Below are 14629 nucleotides of genomic sequence, written 5' to 3' on the forward strand. Positions count from 1 at the left end.
GGCTTAGGGAGCGGATGAGCGCACGGCATGCTGAACTTCATGCCGTGCGAACGATACGCGTATGCTATCCTTTAGCTTAATGCCAATCCAGTCTTATCATGAACAGCAGACGTTTGAGCTGCCGCGTCTTCGAGCCGTTGCGAGGTCTGTGGCTTGCCGATGACGTTTCTGTTGTCCCAAAAACGTTCTGCTTTATTCATTCGGTTACACCTTCTTATCTATTGTTTACACACTGGTTATCCATTAGGAAGGGCGGGTACCTTCGATTTGTCGCCGCTCCTCTTCCAAATACGGAGATTGAGCGGCGATACACAATTTATTATTGGCACTCAAGGGAAATGAGTGCTAAAATAAGGACATAGTGCGGCTGCCGAGCGGCGGTCCCGAACAACTTTTACGGCGAAAGGGGAACTCATCTTGGCCAAAAAGCAGTTCAAAGCGGAATCGAAACGATTGCTGGAAATGATGATCAATTCCATCTATACGCAGCGGGAAATTTTTCTGCGCGAGCTCATTTCCAACGCCAGCGACGCCATCGACAAAATTTATTACAAGGCGCTGGCCGACGACAAGCTCGTCTTCGACAAAGACAACTATTACATCAAAATAACGGCCGACAAAGCAAGCCGGACGCTGACGATTTCCGATACGGGGATCGGCATGACGAAGGACGAGCTGGAAACCAACCTCGGCATCATCGCGAAGAGCGGCTCGCTGGCGTTCAAGAAGGAGAACGAGGCGAAGGACGGCCATAACATTATCGGCCAGTTCGGGGTCGGCTTCTACTCCGCGTTCATGGTCGCCGACGAAATTACGGTGATCAGCAAGGCGCTCGGCGAGGACGAGGCGTACGTGTGGCAGTCGAAGGGCGCCGACGGCTATACGATCGAGCCGGGCGAGAAGGCGGCGGTCGGAACCGACATCCTTTTGAAAATCAAGCCGAACACCGAGGACGACAACTACGACGAGTTTTTGGAAGAGTACCGGCTGAAGGCGATCGTCAAAAAGTATTCCGACTTTATCCGCTATCCGATCAAGATGGACGTGACGGGCAAACGGCCGAAGGAAGGCAGCGACGATAACGAGTTCGAGGATTATACGGAAGAGCAGACGCTCAACAGCATGACCCCGATTTGGCGCAAAAACAAAAGAGAGCTGAAGCCGGAAGATTACGAAAACTTTTACCACGAGAAGCGGTACGGCTTCGACAAGCCGCTGAAGCATATTCATGTGAGCGCGGACGGCGCCGTCGTGTACAACGCGATTTTGTTCATCCCGGAAAGCACGCCGTTCGACTATTACACGAAGGAATACGAGAAAGGGCTGGAGCTGTATGCAAACGGCGTGCTGATCATGAACAAGTGCGCGGACCTGCTCCCGGACTATTTCAGCTTCGTGAAAGGGATGGTCGACTCGGAAGACCTGTCCCTCAACATTTCGCGCGAAATGCTGCAGCACGACCGGCAGCTGACGCTCATCGCCAAAAACATCAAAAGCAAAATCAAAAGCGGCCTGCAAAGCTTGCTGAAGGACGAGCGGGACAAGTACGAGACGTTCTACAAAGCGTTCGGCCGTCAGCTCAAGTTCGGCGCATACAGCGATTTCGGCGCGAACAAGGAGCTGCTGCAGGACCTGCTGCTGTTCTACTCGTCGAAGGAGAAAAAGCTGGTGACGCTCGACGAATACGTATCGAGAATGCCGGAGGATCAAAAATACATTTACTACGCGACCGGCGAATCGAACGAACGGATCGAGAAGCTGCCGCAAACCGAGCTGGTCGCCGACAAAGGCTATGAAATTTTGTACTTCACCGACGATATCGACGAGTTCGCGATCAAAATGCTGATGAAGTACAAGGACAAGGAGTTCAGGTCGGTTTCGAGCGGCGATCTCGGCATCGAGGCGGACGCGGAAGACAAGCAGGCGGAAAACGAGGACAACGACAACAAAGAGCTGTTCGAGCAGATGAAGACGATTTTGGCGGACAAAGTCAAGAACGTCAAAGCGTCGAAACGGCTGAAAACCCATCCGGTCTGCCTGTCCTCGGAGGGCGAGCTGTCGATCGAGATGGAGAAGGTGCTGCGGGCGATGCCGGGCAGCCAAGACGTGAAGGCGGACAAAGTGCTCGAAATCAACGTCAACCACGACGTGTTCCGGTCGCTCAAAAACGCGTACGCCCAGGACAAGGAAAAGCTGAGCCTGTATACGAATCTGCTGTACAATCAGGCGCTGCTGATCGAAGGGCTGCCGGTGCAGGATCCGGTCGAATTTACGAACGACATTTGCAAAATTATGGTTTGATGCGCGAACAGACAAGGCTGCGGGACGATGCCCGCAGCCTTCGTTTTTTGGACGCCCGCAGCTTACTTCTTGCTCGTTTTCTTCCGCTCGTCGAGCCGGCGCTGCGGGGACGGGCCGCATTAGGTCGTACGAGAACGGATCAAGAAAGCGGAAGGCCCGAATCGCGGCGGGAACGGGTCGGCTTCGAACCGGATCTGCCCGGCGACCCGGGTGAGCCGGGCGGCCCGGAGGATGACCGGGAGGACGATTTGGCCTGCGGCTTGTTCGTGCCGAGCACGATGTCCAGCACCGGATTGGATACGCCGTAGAGCGAATGCTCATCCAGATGATGATGCAGCAAATGCCGTTTCTTGAGCCATTTGCCCCAGGGGGTCCGGGGCGTAATCGGCCGGTGCGACACATAGTGCGTCCACTGGTAGTAAAGCTGGAAGCCCGATGCGCCGAAGACGACCGCGCAAGCCAAATGCCAATCGAAGCCGGTCGCCGCGTACGCGACGAGCAGGACGATCGCATAGCCGAACGCATCGTACGCGACGGGGCCGAACAAATATTTCGCATCGGTCGGATGAAGGTGATGAGCGACGTGTCCTTCGTAAGCGGACGGCGCCGCTTTCGGAAATTCGTGCAAAATGTACCGGTGAACGACGTATTCCGTGACGACGACGAGCAGTATGCCCGCACCGACGGCGGCGGCCGTCCGTATGCCGCCGAACGTAACGGCGGCCATGAGACCGCTTACCGCGAAAATGAACGTTAGCACCACAATCAGACGCTGACTCATGAATTCTTTGACGTATTTCATAAGTCTGACCCCTCGCTGCTTAAAGTTCGGTTTCATCGCAGTCGACACCATTTTACATATTACTACTTTCCATTATACCATCGCCCGTGCGTGCTTCACAACGAGTATTCCTTCGTATTTATGGCGCCCGAACCGATCCGCACCGTATGCGAAAAAGAATGCGCATCGCCGTACGTTTCGGCATGTCGATCTGCGGCAATTTCGCGTTTCCTCGCTGCGGGCGTGATGGTACAATGGCAATAGACCGGACTTGGAGCTTGCCCGACGGACCGATTCGGGCGAATCCTTGACGGAATCCGTACAATGGAACAAAAATGGAACGGGTCGGCTTTGTCGGACTGACACTCGGCCTTCATCCAAAAGGAGACCGATATGCATATTCGAAAACTGGCTCCGCACGAGCCGCCCCCGATGGAGCTGCTGCTGCTCGCGGACCCGTCCCGGACTTTGGTGGAGGAATACATCGCGCGGGGGGACTGCTTCGTCTGCGAGGCGGATCGCCGCATCGTCGGCGTGTACGTGCTGCTGCCGACGAGGCCGGGGACGATCGAGCTGGTCAACGTGGCGGTCGCGGAACCCGAGCAGGGCAAAGGGATCGGAAAGCGGCTCGTCCTGCATGCGATCGACGAAGCGAGAGCGCGCGGCTTTCATACGATCGAGATCGGCACCGGGAGCACGGGCGTCGTCCAGCTTGCGCTGTACCAAAAATGCGGCTTTCGCATGACCGGCATCGACAAAGACTTTTTCGTGCGGCATTACGAGGAAGACATTTACGAAAACGGCATACGGCTGAGAGATATGGTGCGGCTGTCGCTCGATTTGCAGGACCGTTTGCACGAGAACTAATTGCGGGTATTCGGGGAGGAGAAACGGCGAATGTTCACGTACAGCGCGACGCAATGGATTTTCGGAAACGAGGAGCTGGAGACGAGTCTGCGGCGGCTCGCCCGGTTCGGCTACGACGGGGTCGAGCTCGCCGGCGAGCCGGCGAAGCTGGACGCGGCGGCGATCCGGGAGCGGCTCGGCGAGCATCGGCTCGTCTGCACGTCGATCTGCGGCATCTATACGGCGGAGCGCGACTTGTCGCATCCCGACCCGACGGTGCGCGGGAATGCGGTCCGGTATGTGAAGGATTGCGTCGATATGGCGGAGACGCTCGGCGCGTCCGTCGTCATCGTCGTGCCGACGCCGGTCGGCAAGGGCGGACCGGTTACGACGAGACGGGAGGAGTGGGACAACGCCGTCGCCAGCCTGCGGGAAGCCGGCGTTTATGCGGAGTCGAAGCGGGTTCGGCTGGCGATCGAGGCGCTCAACCGGTTCGAGACGTATTTGGTCAATACGCTCGACGTCGCGAACCGGCTGGCGGAGGAAGTCGGCGTCGCGAGCGTCGGCGTCATGGCGGATCTGTTCCATATGAACATCGAGGAGCGCAGCAGCTCCCGGGCGCTTCGGGACGTCGCTCCGCGGCTGATGCACGTCCATATCGCGGACAACACGCGGGAAGCGGCCGGCCTCGGTCAAACCGACTTCGCGGAGGTCGTCCGGACGCTGGTCGAGATCGGCTACCGCGGAAACGTGACGATGGAATTTTTGCCGCGGGTCGCCAATCCTTACGAGGCGGCGGAACGGAGCGGCTCGGAGCGGCTGTACGACGAATATGCCAAGCAGTCGATCGATCATATTCGGGAGCTGGCCCGCCGGGCGGCGGTTTGAGCGGAGGCGCCCGGACGCCGGCCGAACGGCGACAAGACGGACGGCTTCCCGATCGCGAACAACCCGCGGCAGGGGCATTCGCGCGGCCGATGGGCGTCGTCGCTCGACTTCGCGCGCAAAGCGGCCGTTTTCCGTCGATCGACTACTGTCAGGGAGGTGTCTCGGAGGGGATGACGAGCGGTTACCGCCCGATCCAAACGCCCAAAATGCAGCAGGAGCAGCAGCGTCCCGGTTACCGCTACCGGGAATATGCTCCGTGCGAAAGCCTGGCGTCGCATGTCGCTTGTTACTGGACGGTTGACTTCCATGCGGACGTCGGGAATCAATTGCATCGGATCATCCCGGACGGCTGCGTCGATATTATCTTGGACCGCCGGTCGCCCTCCGGCCGGAAGGCGGCCTTCGTCGCAGGGCTGATGACCCGATTCGAAGTTTTGAATTTTTCCGAAGCCCGGTCGTTGTTCGGCATTCGCTTTTATTCGGAATCCGCGCAGTCCGTCTTACGATTTCCCGTTTCCGATTTTTTCGGACAACATGTTTTTCTGGAGGATGTATGGGGAGCGAGCGGGCGGTTCATGGCCGAAGAAATGTTGTCCGTCGACACCGTCTCCGGCATTATTGAAATCGTTGAACGTAACCTGAACCATATGCTGCGTTCGGACGGCGCTCCTACCAATTCCTTGATATACGCAAGCTTGCAATATATGTACGCCTTCAAGGGGAGCCTGTCGGCGTCGGAGCTGGCGGACAAGCTCGGTTTCAGCAAACGCCACCTTAGAAGAACCTTCGATCGGGAGCTGGGGGTAAGCCCGAAGGAAATGCTCGGAATCGTTCGATTTCAAAGCGTGCTGCAGGAGCTTTACGGCGGCGCCCGTTCAAGCTTTACGGATATTGCGGCGAAATACGGCTACTACGATCAATCGCATTTTATTAAAAACTTCAAGCGTTATTACGGGATACTGCCCGGGCAGCTGTCGAAAACGGACTGAACAAGTCCGTTTTTTACTATTTCGGCGGCAAAATGACGTGTTATCGTATACATGCATCCATACTTTTTATTTTCGCGGGAGCGCGAATCAAACTGGACGATAGGGGATGGGATTGATGGCGATTCGATTGGATATGGTCGGCATTGTCGTGAAGGACATGGGAAAGGCTTTGGCGTTTTATCGCTTGCTCGGACTGGACATCCCGGAGAGCGCGAACGACGACATCCATGTTGAAGTTGCGCAAAACGGTTTCCGGCTTGCTTTTGACACCCGGGAAACGGTAACGGACATTCATGGCGGTTGGGAAGAGCCCGCGGGACATCGTATCGAGCTGGCCTTTCGCTGCGAAAGCCGCGAAGCGGTAGACGCGTTGTTCGACAAAGTGACGAAGCATGGGTACGGCGGGTACCGCGAGCCATGGGATGCGGTCTGGGGGCAGCGCTACGCGGTCGTTCGGGACCCCGACGGCAATTTAATCAGTCTCTTCGCTTAGCGGCGGCTTGAATCGGCAGGTCGACGGAGTAGAGAAGGCCGGAAGCTCCTCGTTCGGGGAGGCGTTCCGGCTTTTTCGTTTTCGCCGACGTCAAAAGTATCGCGATTCGTCGATAATTTCCCGCCAAGGCCGATAGGTCGCCTCTACAACCGATTTTCCGCTTCGCCGCAAATATTCGTTTACGACCCGGTATCCGACCGAATAGCCGGCATACGCCGGTATGCCCGCCTGCGGGTTGCCGAACATGTAGCCGGAAATGACCGGGAACCCGGTCGTCGACAGCGCCTCCCGATAGACCGGCTTGACCTGCTCATGCTGCCCGTCGTCAAGCGAGCGAACCCAAGGGCCCAATTTATCCGCGCCGTACATCTCGGCGGCGAATGCTTCGGCCAGCCCCTCTACCACGATATATTGACCGACAGTCGTATCGGCGCTCCATGGCTCGCAGGACAGCCGGATATTATGGTGAAATTCGTGCGCCGTCATCGCCGGCAGGCGCGGTACGTTGTAGTCGCTCGGCCATACGAGCACGATGGCCTGTCCCGGCGTTCCGCCGAAACCGGTGAAGCCGTGCAGATGTTTTACCTTTTCGGGGTTTGCAAGGACCAGCGAATATTGCAGACGATCGAGAGAGACGCCGTAATCGGCCGGACGCAGCAGCCGTTCCGCTTGTTCGATCGCGTTCAGGCATGCTTGCCAAGAGCCGGCGCGCTCCAGCCGGGCGATCGCCTCCAACCCTTCGTTGTCGTCCGAATCCGGCGGGAACACGCCCATCAGCCCGGCAGGATCCGTCGTATTCTGTCCGGGCGGCATTTTCGCCAGCATCGATTCCCAAAACGGCCTCAGCGGCTCGACGACCAGCTCCCCGTACAAATCCTGTCTACGCTCCGGTGCGGCTTCCAATAGCAAACGTTGATTTCGCAGCATATCGATACCGTTCATTATCATCCGAATCTCCTCCTTGAGAGCGAACCTTTATGTCGGCTTCGAAAGAAGCATACACCTTTACGCAGCGTGAAGGTCAAGCGCATACATAGCTGGAATCGATTACCAATAGTAAGTACCTGATATTTGGACAGCGACTTATTTTTTTTATAATTTTGTGCCGGCCCGTACAGGAACTTTGCGGTCGTTGTAGAATGTAATCGCTAACGGGAATTCGAACTGCATCCAAGATTTGTTAACCGGCGCCGGGCGGGCTTTAATGAGGTTGCGACGGATTCGTCTCGGGTGAATGCGCCGAAGCGGCTTCGCCGGAAACCTCCGAAGGCGCGCCGTCCGCTCCGGGAAAGAAAAACAAACTCGAAATGGAGGGAATCCGAATGAAAGTACGTGCAGCTGTTTTACTCGTTTTGCTTTTGGCTTTGGCGGGTCCGGGGGCGCTGTTCGCAGCCGACGATAAGGCGGGGGGCGGTCCGGTAACGGTTCAGGTGGACGGTCGGGAAATCGTATTTCCGGACGCCGAGCCTTATTCGGTAACGGGCAGCGTCTACGCAAGCGTTTACATCCCGGTCCGGATCGCCGCGGAAAATATGGGGATTCCGGTATTCTGGAACGAGACCGACAAGTCGGTGCGGATCGGGGAAGGGAATGCGGCCGTAACGTTCAAGCCGGAGCAAACGGCGAACGGCGGCAAGCCGTTTTTGAAGGACGGCCGGGTGTATGTCGATCTTGCGTTCATCCGGGACAAGCTGGGGGCGCAGGCGGTTTGGGATCAAGCGAAGTCGACCGTTTCCGTCACGACGAAGTCGAACGTGCTGAAGGGCGTTCAGCTGTTCAAGCAGTCGATGGTCAAGCTGACCGGGGAGAAGGTCGTTTACATCGATCCCTATAAGGTGGACGGCGAGCCGATGGACGGCGACATCGTGTTTATTACGCATACGCACGGCGATCATTTCAGCTTGAGCGAAATTCGCAAGGTGGCGAAGCCCGACGCGGCCATCGTGTTCCCGGCCAAAGAGCTGGACAAATTGGCGGATGCCGGGTTCGAGGAAATCGTCGGCGCTGCGCCTAACGAAGAGGGAACCGTAAGAGGCGTTTCCTACAAGACGGTGCCGGCGTACAATACGGAAAAGACCAATCATCCGAAAGACCGGGAATGGGTAGGGTACATCATTCAAGTGAACGGGGCGTCCTACTATATGGCCGGCGATACGGACCTCATTCCGGAAATGAAGGACATCGACGCGGACGTCGCCTTCCTGCCGATGGGCGGCACGTATACGATGGCATACGAGGAAGCGGCCCAAGCGGCGAATCGGATTCGTCCGCGCATTGTCGTTCCGTACCATTACGGCGATGTGGTCGGCACGCGGGACGATGCGGTGAAATTTATCGATTTGATCGAACCCGGCATTACGGCCATTTTGATGAAAGAGTAGGGTGCCGGTCGGCTGCGGCAAAGCAAGGCGGACATGCGCCAAGCTGCAAAACGGCCGCCGGCCGATGGGCCGGACAGCCTGTCGTGAGGCGCGACCGCATGCCGCGGATGCGATTCCGATTGCGGCGCCATGACGCGGCGCGGCCGGATTTCTTCCTGTGCTTTGTCTTTTATTTGGACGGGCTGTCCGTTTCGGCTTTTCGTCGAGACGGACGTCCGCTTTTTTCATTTCCGGCGATTTATCGTCGCCTTTTTCGCGTTTTTGACGGCCGTGTTCTTATAGTTGAAGCGAAACTTGATAGCCCGGTTGGTTTTTCGGGTGATTTTGGTTAATGAACACAGAGCGGTCGTTTTTCAGCACAATCACTTCGAAGAACGGGGTAAACCGCTCTTCGGAAATGCCGAAGCCGTTCAGGAACTTGGCGAACAACTGCTGTTCCTGGGCTTCCGGTTCTCCGTCCGCGAGCGAGGAGTCGACCAGATTGACCAAAATGCACATTTTTTGCGCGTCCGTCAAAATCGGAGCGGCTTCCTGCAAAAACTTATCTATGGAATGGGAGCGAACGTATTTCAACGCACGGTCAAGCAATTGCCGGTTATTTGCGCCTACTCCAATCACGCCGTTTTGTTCTTCCCCGCCCAATACGGCAAGCAGCTGCCCGATTTCCTCGTGATCCATCTCGCCGTCCGATTGCATCATGTACAGCAGCGATGTTGCGAATGCAAAATGGGGCGTCATCCCTTCCGTACTTTTGTCGCCTTTAAACATATCGAACAATCCCACAGTCGTAACCTCCCGAAATATGTATGATTGCGTCCAGATATTTGGAAACGCGCTTTTGTCATTACGCAGCAAATTGGGCAAAGTTTCAAATTAACCGGAAATTTGTCGATTTTTCGGTTGCCGTATTGTCGTCATTTCGATACGATGGTGACAAAAATGGAGAGTGGGCGGGAAAATGTCGATTTACGATCGAATGATAAGCAAGGCGGGCAAAAACGGCCTGTACGTCGATACTCGCCTCGAAAGGCCGGAGGGAGTCCGGGTCGGGCAGGAGCTGCGCGGGAATGTCGTCCTGAAGAACGGGCAAGGCGCAAGGCGGGTCCGGCGAATTTCTTTGGAATTGGCGGCGGAATTCATTTATGAGAAGGATAAACGGATCGCCAAGCAGTCCGGGGTTATATATCGCTATATGCTCGACACCGATGTTTCCATGGCGTCCGGCGAAGAGAGGAGCATCCCTTTCGCCTTTACGATCCCGTTTGCGGCTCCCGTGAAGCTCGGACCGTCGAATGTATGGTTGGAAACGGAGGTCGAGACAGATCCGGAATCGGTTCGAACGGACAAAGACAGCGTAACGATCCTGCCGCATCCTATCGTCTCCGCCTTCTTCGAAGCGGTCGGTTTATTGGGTCTTCGGCTGCACGAAGTATCCTTGCTCCGCATGCCCGATTTGCAGTCGAGCCTGCCGTTCGTGCAGGAGTTCGAATTCAAGCCGCGGCTTCCGTCGGCGCTGGACGAAATCGAAGTGTATTATTTGGTAAAAAACGAGCGGCAGGTTGATTTTTATATGGAAATCGATCGACGCGGAAAAGGGCTGCTCGGTATGCTGGAAGAAACGTTCGATTGGGACGAGCGGTGCGTGAAGGTGACATTGACCGATGAAGATATTGCGGATCCGGATCGTTTGGCCGATCGTTTGGCGCACGTCATAAAGCCTCATTTGGACTTGTGACGTCCGGCGCAAATATGCCGGCACGACGGGGTACGTGCGCCTAGACTTAGGTCGCAGCAAGAGCCGGATAAGGACGAATGCGAGCGATATGCGAGGCAAGCGACAAGCAAAAACGGCCAATCCCGCTCAGGCGGGGTTGGCCGTTATGCGCGTACGCGCGCGCCGGCGAATGTAGGCGAAGACGGTCAGCAGCACGATCAGCTCCGACAGCGGGATGGCCAGCCAGACGCCGGTCGTGCCCATAAAGCGGGGCAGCGTGAACAGCAGGGCGACCATCAGCAGCATTTCCCGGGCGATCGTGATCCAGGTCGCCATTTTGACTTGGTCGGTCGTTTGGAAATACGTCATCATGACGAAGTTGACGCCCATGAACAAATAGCCGACGAAAAACAGCCGGATGCCGGCTGCGGCCATCGTGCGGACCTCGTCCGCGAACGAGCCGAATATCGAGACGATCGCTTCCGCGGCCGCGAGACCGGTTGCGAAGACGGTCAGCCCGGCGCCGAAGGCGGTCATGACGGCGATCCGGATCAGCTCCCGCTGCCGGGCCGCCAGCTTCGCGCCCCGGTAATAGCTGAGCAGCGGCTGCACGGCCGAGCCCATGCCGATAAACAGCATGAGCATGACGCTGTGCACGTAGTTGAGGATCGAAAACGCCGATACGCCGACGGTTCCCGCCGCATACACCATCGCCATATTGTACCCGGCCGTAAAGACGGCGATGCCGACTTCCGCGAGAAAGCTGGGGAAGCCGATCGTGAACGTGCGCATCGCCAGCTCCCGCGAAAAGCGGGGCGGCACGAAACGAAGCGTACTGGTCGGACGACCGAAATGGACGAACAGCACGGACGCGCCGATCGCCGCCCCGATCACGATCGCAAGCGCGGAGCCCGACACCCCGAAGTCCAGCACGAATAAAAACAAATAGTTGAGCGCGACGTTGCAGACGGCCGTGACGAGCAGCGACAGCATGGACAAGGTCGGGTTGCCGTCGTTGCGCACGAAGACGCTGAACGCGTTCTGCACCGTAATCGCGAAGCCGCCCAGCAGCAGCACGTTCATGTAGTCCATCACGTAAGGCATCGTTTCGGCGTTGGCGCCGAGAAAGACGGCGAGCCGTTCGCGGAACAGGAAGGCGAGCCCGGCGAGCAGCAGCGTCAAGCCGAAAATGAGCGCGAGCGAATGGGTAAAGACGGCCCGCGCCTCCGGGATGCGCTTCGCGCCGAGATGCTTCGAATAAATCGACGCCCCTCCGATGCCCACCCATAACGATATCGCGATATAGAGCGAAAACACGGGCACCGCCACATTGACGCCGGCGAGCGCCACCTCGCCGAGCCGCTGCCCGACGAAAATGCCGTCGATCACGACGTTGACGGACATCATGAACATGCCGACCAGGGACGGAATCAAATAACGGACGAATACTTTGCCGACCGAATCGGTTTCGAGCGGCAACGGTTTAGTCGATGTCGTTTGCATAAAAAAGTACCTCTTGCTTTCTTCCCGCGAAACATCGCCTTTGACAAGGCGCGTTTCCGGGCTCCTTTCTCGGAATTTAACTAGGTTCGAGTCCTTTCCACAATAAATCGAAAGTCGCTTCCGACGCCTGCACAAAATAGTCCGGACTTCCGAAAATGAGCTTGGCCGCAAGTCCCTCGTAAATCGTATGGATCGCCAGCGCCCCTTGCTTCGGGTCCGCCGAAACGGTCGCATCGTGCCGGAACGCGAGCTCCAGCAAATGGAGCAAATGATGCGAATACAGCTCGTACATCGTCAAAAAAAGCTCCTGCAGCGGCTCGGGCGGCATGAACGCCATCAAGAACATCAGCTTCACGTTCCGGTTGTGCGCATACCGGTCCTTCATCTCGAGGACGAACCGGTTCAGCAGCTCGCGAAGAGGCATCCCCCGATGCTCGTCGAAAAACGAGGTGAGAAAGGCGATTTCCTGCTTCGTCGCCTCCTCGTGAATTTCGACGACCAGCTCTTTTTTGCTCGCGAAATGAGCGTACATCGACTGCTTCTTGATGCCGACCTCGTCGGCGATGTCCGCGAGCTTCGTTCCTTCGAAGCCGTACTGCAGCAGATGGCCGACCGCGACCTTCTTGATCTCTTCCCTTCGGCTCATGCGATACGATCGCCCCCTTCAAATAGGTAACTGACTGCGGTCAGGTAAATGTGATTGGTATCATAACATAGTTCGCGATACATAGTCAATCGAAGGCTGACCGCAGTCAGGTATCGGCCCGATTGCCGAACGTCGAACGGAAAGTCCGGCGAACGAAAAGCCTCCGGCCCCGCGCATCGTGCGGCGGTTTCGGAGGCTTTGGCATGTAAAATATACGACGAACGGCGCCGCGATGGGCGCCGGGGTAGGCGAGACGGAATCGCGCGTTGCGAAGGCCGATCCGGCCGCCTTTACGCGGAAGAAGCCGTTCAAGCCCGCGGCGTTTTGCAGCGGAACTGCAGCCGAATTAGCGGCTGTGCGAGACGACGAGCTCGTATTTGTTCAGCGACGCGCCGAGCATGACTTCGCGGCTTTCGCCGCCGCCGCGGTGCGATTCGCGGAACGACTCGCTGGACGTCCACCCTTTGAACGACTCCTCGTTTTCCCAAACCGTGCTCACTTTGAGCTCCTCTTCGCCTTCCGGGCCTTCGCCGAGCCATACTTCCATGCGGACGAATCCGGGCATTTGCCGAACGCCTTTCGCGGCGGCGAACCGCTCCGCCACCTGCTTTCCGTGCCCGGCCTTGATTCGGATCGTATTCGTAACGACAAACATCGTGATCGCCTCCTGCGGGTCTCGTTTCCTTCTCATTATACCGAATGCGGCGGGGAAGACCAAACTTCGGCTCCGCCGCCGCGCTGCCGTCCGTCCCGCGTCTGCTGCCGCCGGCTGTCGACAATGCCGAATATATCATGATATATTAAGTTGTACACCCTATCGCGCGCAAAACGAATTGCAGGAGGCAGCCCGTCATGAGCGATACGTCGTCCAAGCCGATGTACGAGCAAATATTCGAAGAAGTGAAGCGGCGCATCGTATCGAAAGCGTACGGGCCCGGCGAACGAATTCCGTCGGAAAAGCAGCTGGCGGACGAACACGGCGTCAGCCGGATTACGAGCAAGAAGGCGCTCGAACTATTGGCGGGCGAAGGACTGATCGTGCGCAAGCCGGGAAAGGGCTCCTTCGTGGCCGAGCCGGAATCGGGCGGGACGGACGAAGCCGCGGTCCCGGATCGGGCGGGAAAAGCTCGGCCGACGGTCAAGACTGCGGGCAAGCCGGAGATGACGACGATCGGCCTCATTATGACCGATTTCGGCAACAGCTACGGGACCGGACTTGTGTACGGCATGGAAAGCGCGTCGCGGGAGCGCGACTGCTTCCTCGTGCTGCGCCGGTCGTTCGGCGTGCCGGATCAAGAGGAGCAATCGATCCGGCAACTGCTCCAGCTCGGGGTGGACGGGCTGATCGTGCTTCCGGCGCAGGGCGAATATTTCAATGCCGAAATATTGAAGCTGGTCATCCGCAAGTTTCCGCTCGTGCTCGTCGACCGGCATCTGAAAGGCGTCGCCGCCGCTTCGATCAGCACCGACAATGCGGCCGCGGCCCAGAAGGCGACCGAATATTTGTTCGGTCTCGGGCACGAGCGCATCGCGTTCGTTTCGCCGCCCCCCGCCGATACGACGGCCGTGGAGGAACGGATCGAAGGGTTTATCCGCGCTCATGCGGAACGGGGCGTCGCGGTCGACCGAACGTTATGGGCGACCGACTTGACGTCGACGCTGCCGAGCCGTTTCCGCGACGACAATATCGAACGGGATATCGCCGCGCTGACCGAGCATTTGAGAAGCAAGCCGGCGATTACGGCTCTGTTCGCGACCGAGTACAACATCGCCCTGCTCGCCAGGAAGGCGGCGGAGCGGCTCGGGCTGCGCGTGCCGCAGGACGTCTCGATCGTCTGCTTCGACAGTCCGCCGACACGGCTCGGAGAAGGATACGCCTTCACGCATATGCGTCAGGACGAAGAACGGATGGGCCGGCTGGCGGTCGAGCATGTGCTGCGGCTGCGAAACGGCGAACCGGTTCCGAACAAAACGATGCTGGAGGCGGAGCTCGTCGTCGGGGAATCGACCGGCCCGGCGGCCGAAACGAAAACGGTATGACCGACGGATCGGACCAACGTTCGCCCGCCACCCCCATCGACTTCGAT

Annotated in this window: 15 protein-coding genes; 8 read left to right on the forward strand and 7 right to left on the reverse strand. The window is 57.7% G+C overall.

What is annotated here, in order from left to right; genetic code table 11:
• Positions 1 to 71: 71 nt before the first annotated feature.
• Positions 72 to 200: a hypothetical protein gene (locus tag PV407_RS24500; RefSeq protein ID WP_332092635.1), complete on the reverse strand. Its 129-nt coding sequence runs from the start codon at positions 198 to 200 to the stop codon at positions 72 to 74.
• 217 nt (positions 201 to 417) lie between these two features.
• Here PV407_RS24500 and htpG point away from each other — a divergent pair, with 217 nt between their 5' ends.
• Positions 418 to 2301: a molecular chaperone HtpG gene (gene htpG, locus PV407_RS24505; RefSeq protein ID WP_332092636.1), complete on the forward strand. Its 1884-nt coding sequence runs from the start codon at positions 418 to 420 to the stop codon at positions 2299 to 2301.
• Between the two features lie 139 nt (positions 2302 to 2440).
• Here the strand turns inward: htpG and PV407_RS24510 are convergent, their stop codons facing one another.
• Positions 2441 to 3103 (reverse strand): sterol desaturase family protein, encoded by a 663-nt coding sequence (locus tag PV407_RS24510; protein WP_332092637.1) that lies wholly within the window; start codon positions 3101 to 3103, stop codon positions 2441 to 2443.
• Positions 3104 to 3475: 372 nt separating this feature from the next.
• Between PV407_RS24510 and PV407_RS24515 the strand changes: the two genes are divergently transcribed.
• From PV407_RS24515 to PV407_RS24530, 4 genes are all read left to right on the forward strand, one after another.
• On the forward strand, positions 3476 to 3949 hold the full coding sequence (locus PV407_RS24515) for a GNAT family N-acetyltransferase (RefSeq protein WP_332092638.1): 474 nt from the start codon (positions 3476 to 3478) through the stop codon (positions 3947 to 3949).
• 30 nt (positions 3950 to 3979) lie between these two features.
• Entirely contained in the window at positions 3980 to 4816 is an 837-nt protein-coding gene (locus tag PV407_RS24520; RefSeq protein ID WP_332092639.1) for a sugar phosphate isomerase/epimerase family protein, read from the forward strand.
• Positions 4817 to 4986: 170 nt separating this feature from the next.
• Positions 4987 to 5805: a helix-turn-helix transcriptional regulator gene (locus tag PV407_RS24525; RefSeq protein ID WP_332092640.1), complete on the forward strand. Its 819-nt coding sequence runs from the start codon at positions 4987 to 4989 to the stop codon at positions 5803 to 5805.
• Between the two features lie 115 nt (positions 5806 to 5920).
• A complete protein-coding gene (locus tag PV407_RS24530; protein WP_332092641.1) occupies positions 5921 to 6298 on the forward strand; it encodes a VOC family protein in 378 nt (125 codons plus the stop codon).
• 90 nt (positions 6299 to 6388) lie between these two features.
• On the opposite strand, the gene PV407_RS24535 is transcribed toward PV407_RS24530, so the two are convergent.
• Positions 6389 to 7246, reverse strand: coding sequence for a DUF2268 domain-containing protein (locus PV407_RS24535; protein WP_332092642.1), 858 nt, complete (start codon positions 7244 to 7246; stop codon positions 6389 to 6391).
• Between the two features lie 374 nt (positions 7247 to 7620).
• On the opposite strand from PV407_RS24535, the gene PV407_RS24540 reads away from it, so the two are divergent.
• Positions 7621 to 8679 carry an MBL fold metallo-hydrolase gene (locus PV407_RS24540; protein WP_332092643.1) on the forward strand — a complete coding sequence of 353 codons (1059 nt, stop codon included), beginning with the start codon at positions 7621 to 7623 and terminating at the stop codon, positions 8677 to 8679.
• A gap of 276 nt (positions 8680 to 8955) precedes the next feature.
• Here PV407_RS24540 and PV407_RS24545 read toward each other — a convergent pair whose 3' ends face one another.
• A complete protein-coding gene (locus tag PV407_RS24545; protein ID WP_332092644.1) occupies positions 8956 to 9543 on the reverse strand; it encodes a tellurite resistance TerB family protein in 588 nt (195 codons plus the stop codon).
• A 94-nt stretch (positions 9544 to 9637) separates the two neighbouring features.
• Here PV407_RS24545 and PV407_RS24550 point away from each other — a divergent pair, with 94 nt between their 5' ends.
• Complete coding sequence (locus PV407_RS24550; RefSeq protein ID WP_332092645.1) at positions 9638 to 10414, forward strand: sporulation protein; 777 nt, start codon at positions 9638 to 9640, stop codon at positions 10412 to 10414.
• 126 nt (positions 10415 to 10540) lie between these two features.
• On the opposite strand, the gene PV407_RS24555 is transcribed toward PV407_RS24550, so the two are convergent.
• The 3 genes from PV407_RS24555 to PV407_RS24565 form a co-directional block, all read right to left on the reverse strand.
• The gene (locus tag PV407_RS24555; protein WP_332092646.1) at positions 10541 to 11896 is read right to left on the reverse strand and encodes an MATE family efflux transporter; all 1356 of its coding nucleotides are present in this window, start codon (positions 11894 to 11896) and stop codon (positions 10541 to 10543) included.
• Between the two features lie 76 nt (positions 11897 to 11972).
• Positions 11973 to 12542: a TetR/AcrR family transcriptional regulator gene (locus PV407_RS24560; RefSeq protein ID WP_332092647.1), complete on the reverse strand. Its 570-nt coding sequence runs from the start codon at positions 12540 to 12542 to the stop codon at positions 11973 to 11975.
• Positions 12543 to 12888: 346 nt separating this feature from the next.
• On the reverse strand, positions 12889 to 13197 hold the full coding sequence (locus PV407_RS24565) for an antibiotic biosynthesis monooxygenase (protein WP_332092648.1): 309 nt from the start codon (positions 13195 to 13197) through the stop codon (positions 12889 to 12891).
• A 197-nt stretch (positions 13198 to 13394) separates the two neighbouring features.
• Here PV407_RS24565 and PV407_RS24570 point away from each other — a divergent pair, with 197 nt between their 5' ends.
• Positions 13395 to 14582 (forward strand): GntR family transcriptional regulator, encoded by a 1188-nt coding sequence (locus PV407_RS24570; protein WP_332092649.1) that lies wholly within the window; start codon positions 13395 to 13397, stop codon positions 14580 to 14582.
• The last annotated feature ends 47 nt before the right edge of the window (positions 14583 to 14629 follow it).

This window comes from Paenibacillus sp. GYB003 (assembly GCF_036577625.1).
In the GTDB taxonomy this organism is placed as follows: Bacteria; Bacillota; Bacilli; order Paenibacillales; family NBRC-103111; genus Paenibacillus_AB.

What these genes read in the sequence shown, in the direction of transcription:
- PV407_RS24500 (WP_332092635.1), bottom strand. Translation starts at nt 200, where the DNA reads ATGAATAAAGCAGAACGTTTTTGGGACAACAGAAACGTCATCGGCAAG.
- PV407_RS24510 (WP_332092637.1), bottom strand. Translation starts at nt 3,103, where the DNA reads ATGAAATACGTCAAAGAATTCATGAGTCAGCGTCTGATTGTGGTGCTA.
- PV407_RS24515 (WP_332092638.1), top strand. Translation starts at nt 3,476, where the DNA reads ATGCATATTCGAAAACTGGCTCCGCACGAGCCGCCCCCGATGGAGCTG.
- PV407_RS24520 (WP_332092639.1), top strand. Translation starts at nt 3,980, where the DNA reads ATGTTCACGTACAGCGCGACGCAATGGATTTTCGGAAACGAGGAGCTG.
- PV407_RS24525 (WP_332092640.1), top strand. Translation starts at nt 4,987, where the DNA reads ATGACGAGCGGTTACCGCCCGATCCAAACGCCCAAAATGCAGCAGGAG.
- PV407_RS24530 (WP_332092641.1), top strand. Translation starts at nt 5,921, where the DNA reads ATGGCGATTCGATTGGATATGGTCGGCATTGTCGTGAAGGACATGGGA.
- PV407_RS24535 (WP_332092642.1), bottom strand. Translation starts at nt 7,246, where the DNA reads ATGATAATGAACGGTATCGATATGCTGCGAAATCAACGTTTGCTATTG.
- PV407_RS24540 (WP_332092643.1), top strand. Translation starts at nt 7,621, where the DNA reads ATGAAAGTACGTGCAGCTGTTTTACTCGTTTTGCTTTTGGCTTTGGCG.
- PV407_RS24550 (WP_332092645.1), top strand. Translation starts at nt 9,638, where the DNA reads ATGTCGATTTACGATCGAATGATAAGCAAGGCGGGCAAAAACGGCCTG.
- PV407_RS24555 (WP_332092646.1), bottom strand. Translation starts at nt 11,896, where the DNA reads ATGCAAACGACATCGACTAAACCGTTGCCGCTCGAAACCGATTCGGTC.
- PV407_RS24560 (WP_332092647.1), bottom strand. Translation starts at nt 12,542, where the DNA reads ATGAGCCGAAGGGAAGAGATCAAGAAGGTCGCGGTCGGCCATCTGCTG.
- PV407_RS24565 (WP_332092648.1), bottom strand. Translation starts at nt 13,197, where the DNA reads ATGTTTGTCGTTACGAATACGATCCGAATCAAGGCCGGGCACGGAAAG.
- PV407_RS24570 (WP_332092649.1), top strand. Translation starts at nt 13,395, where the DNA reads ATGAGCGATACGTCGTCCAAGCCGATGTACGAGCAAATATTCGAAGAA.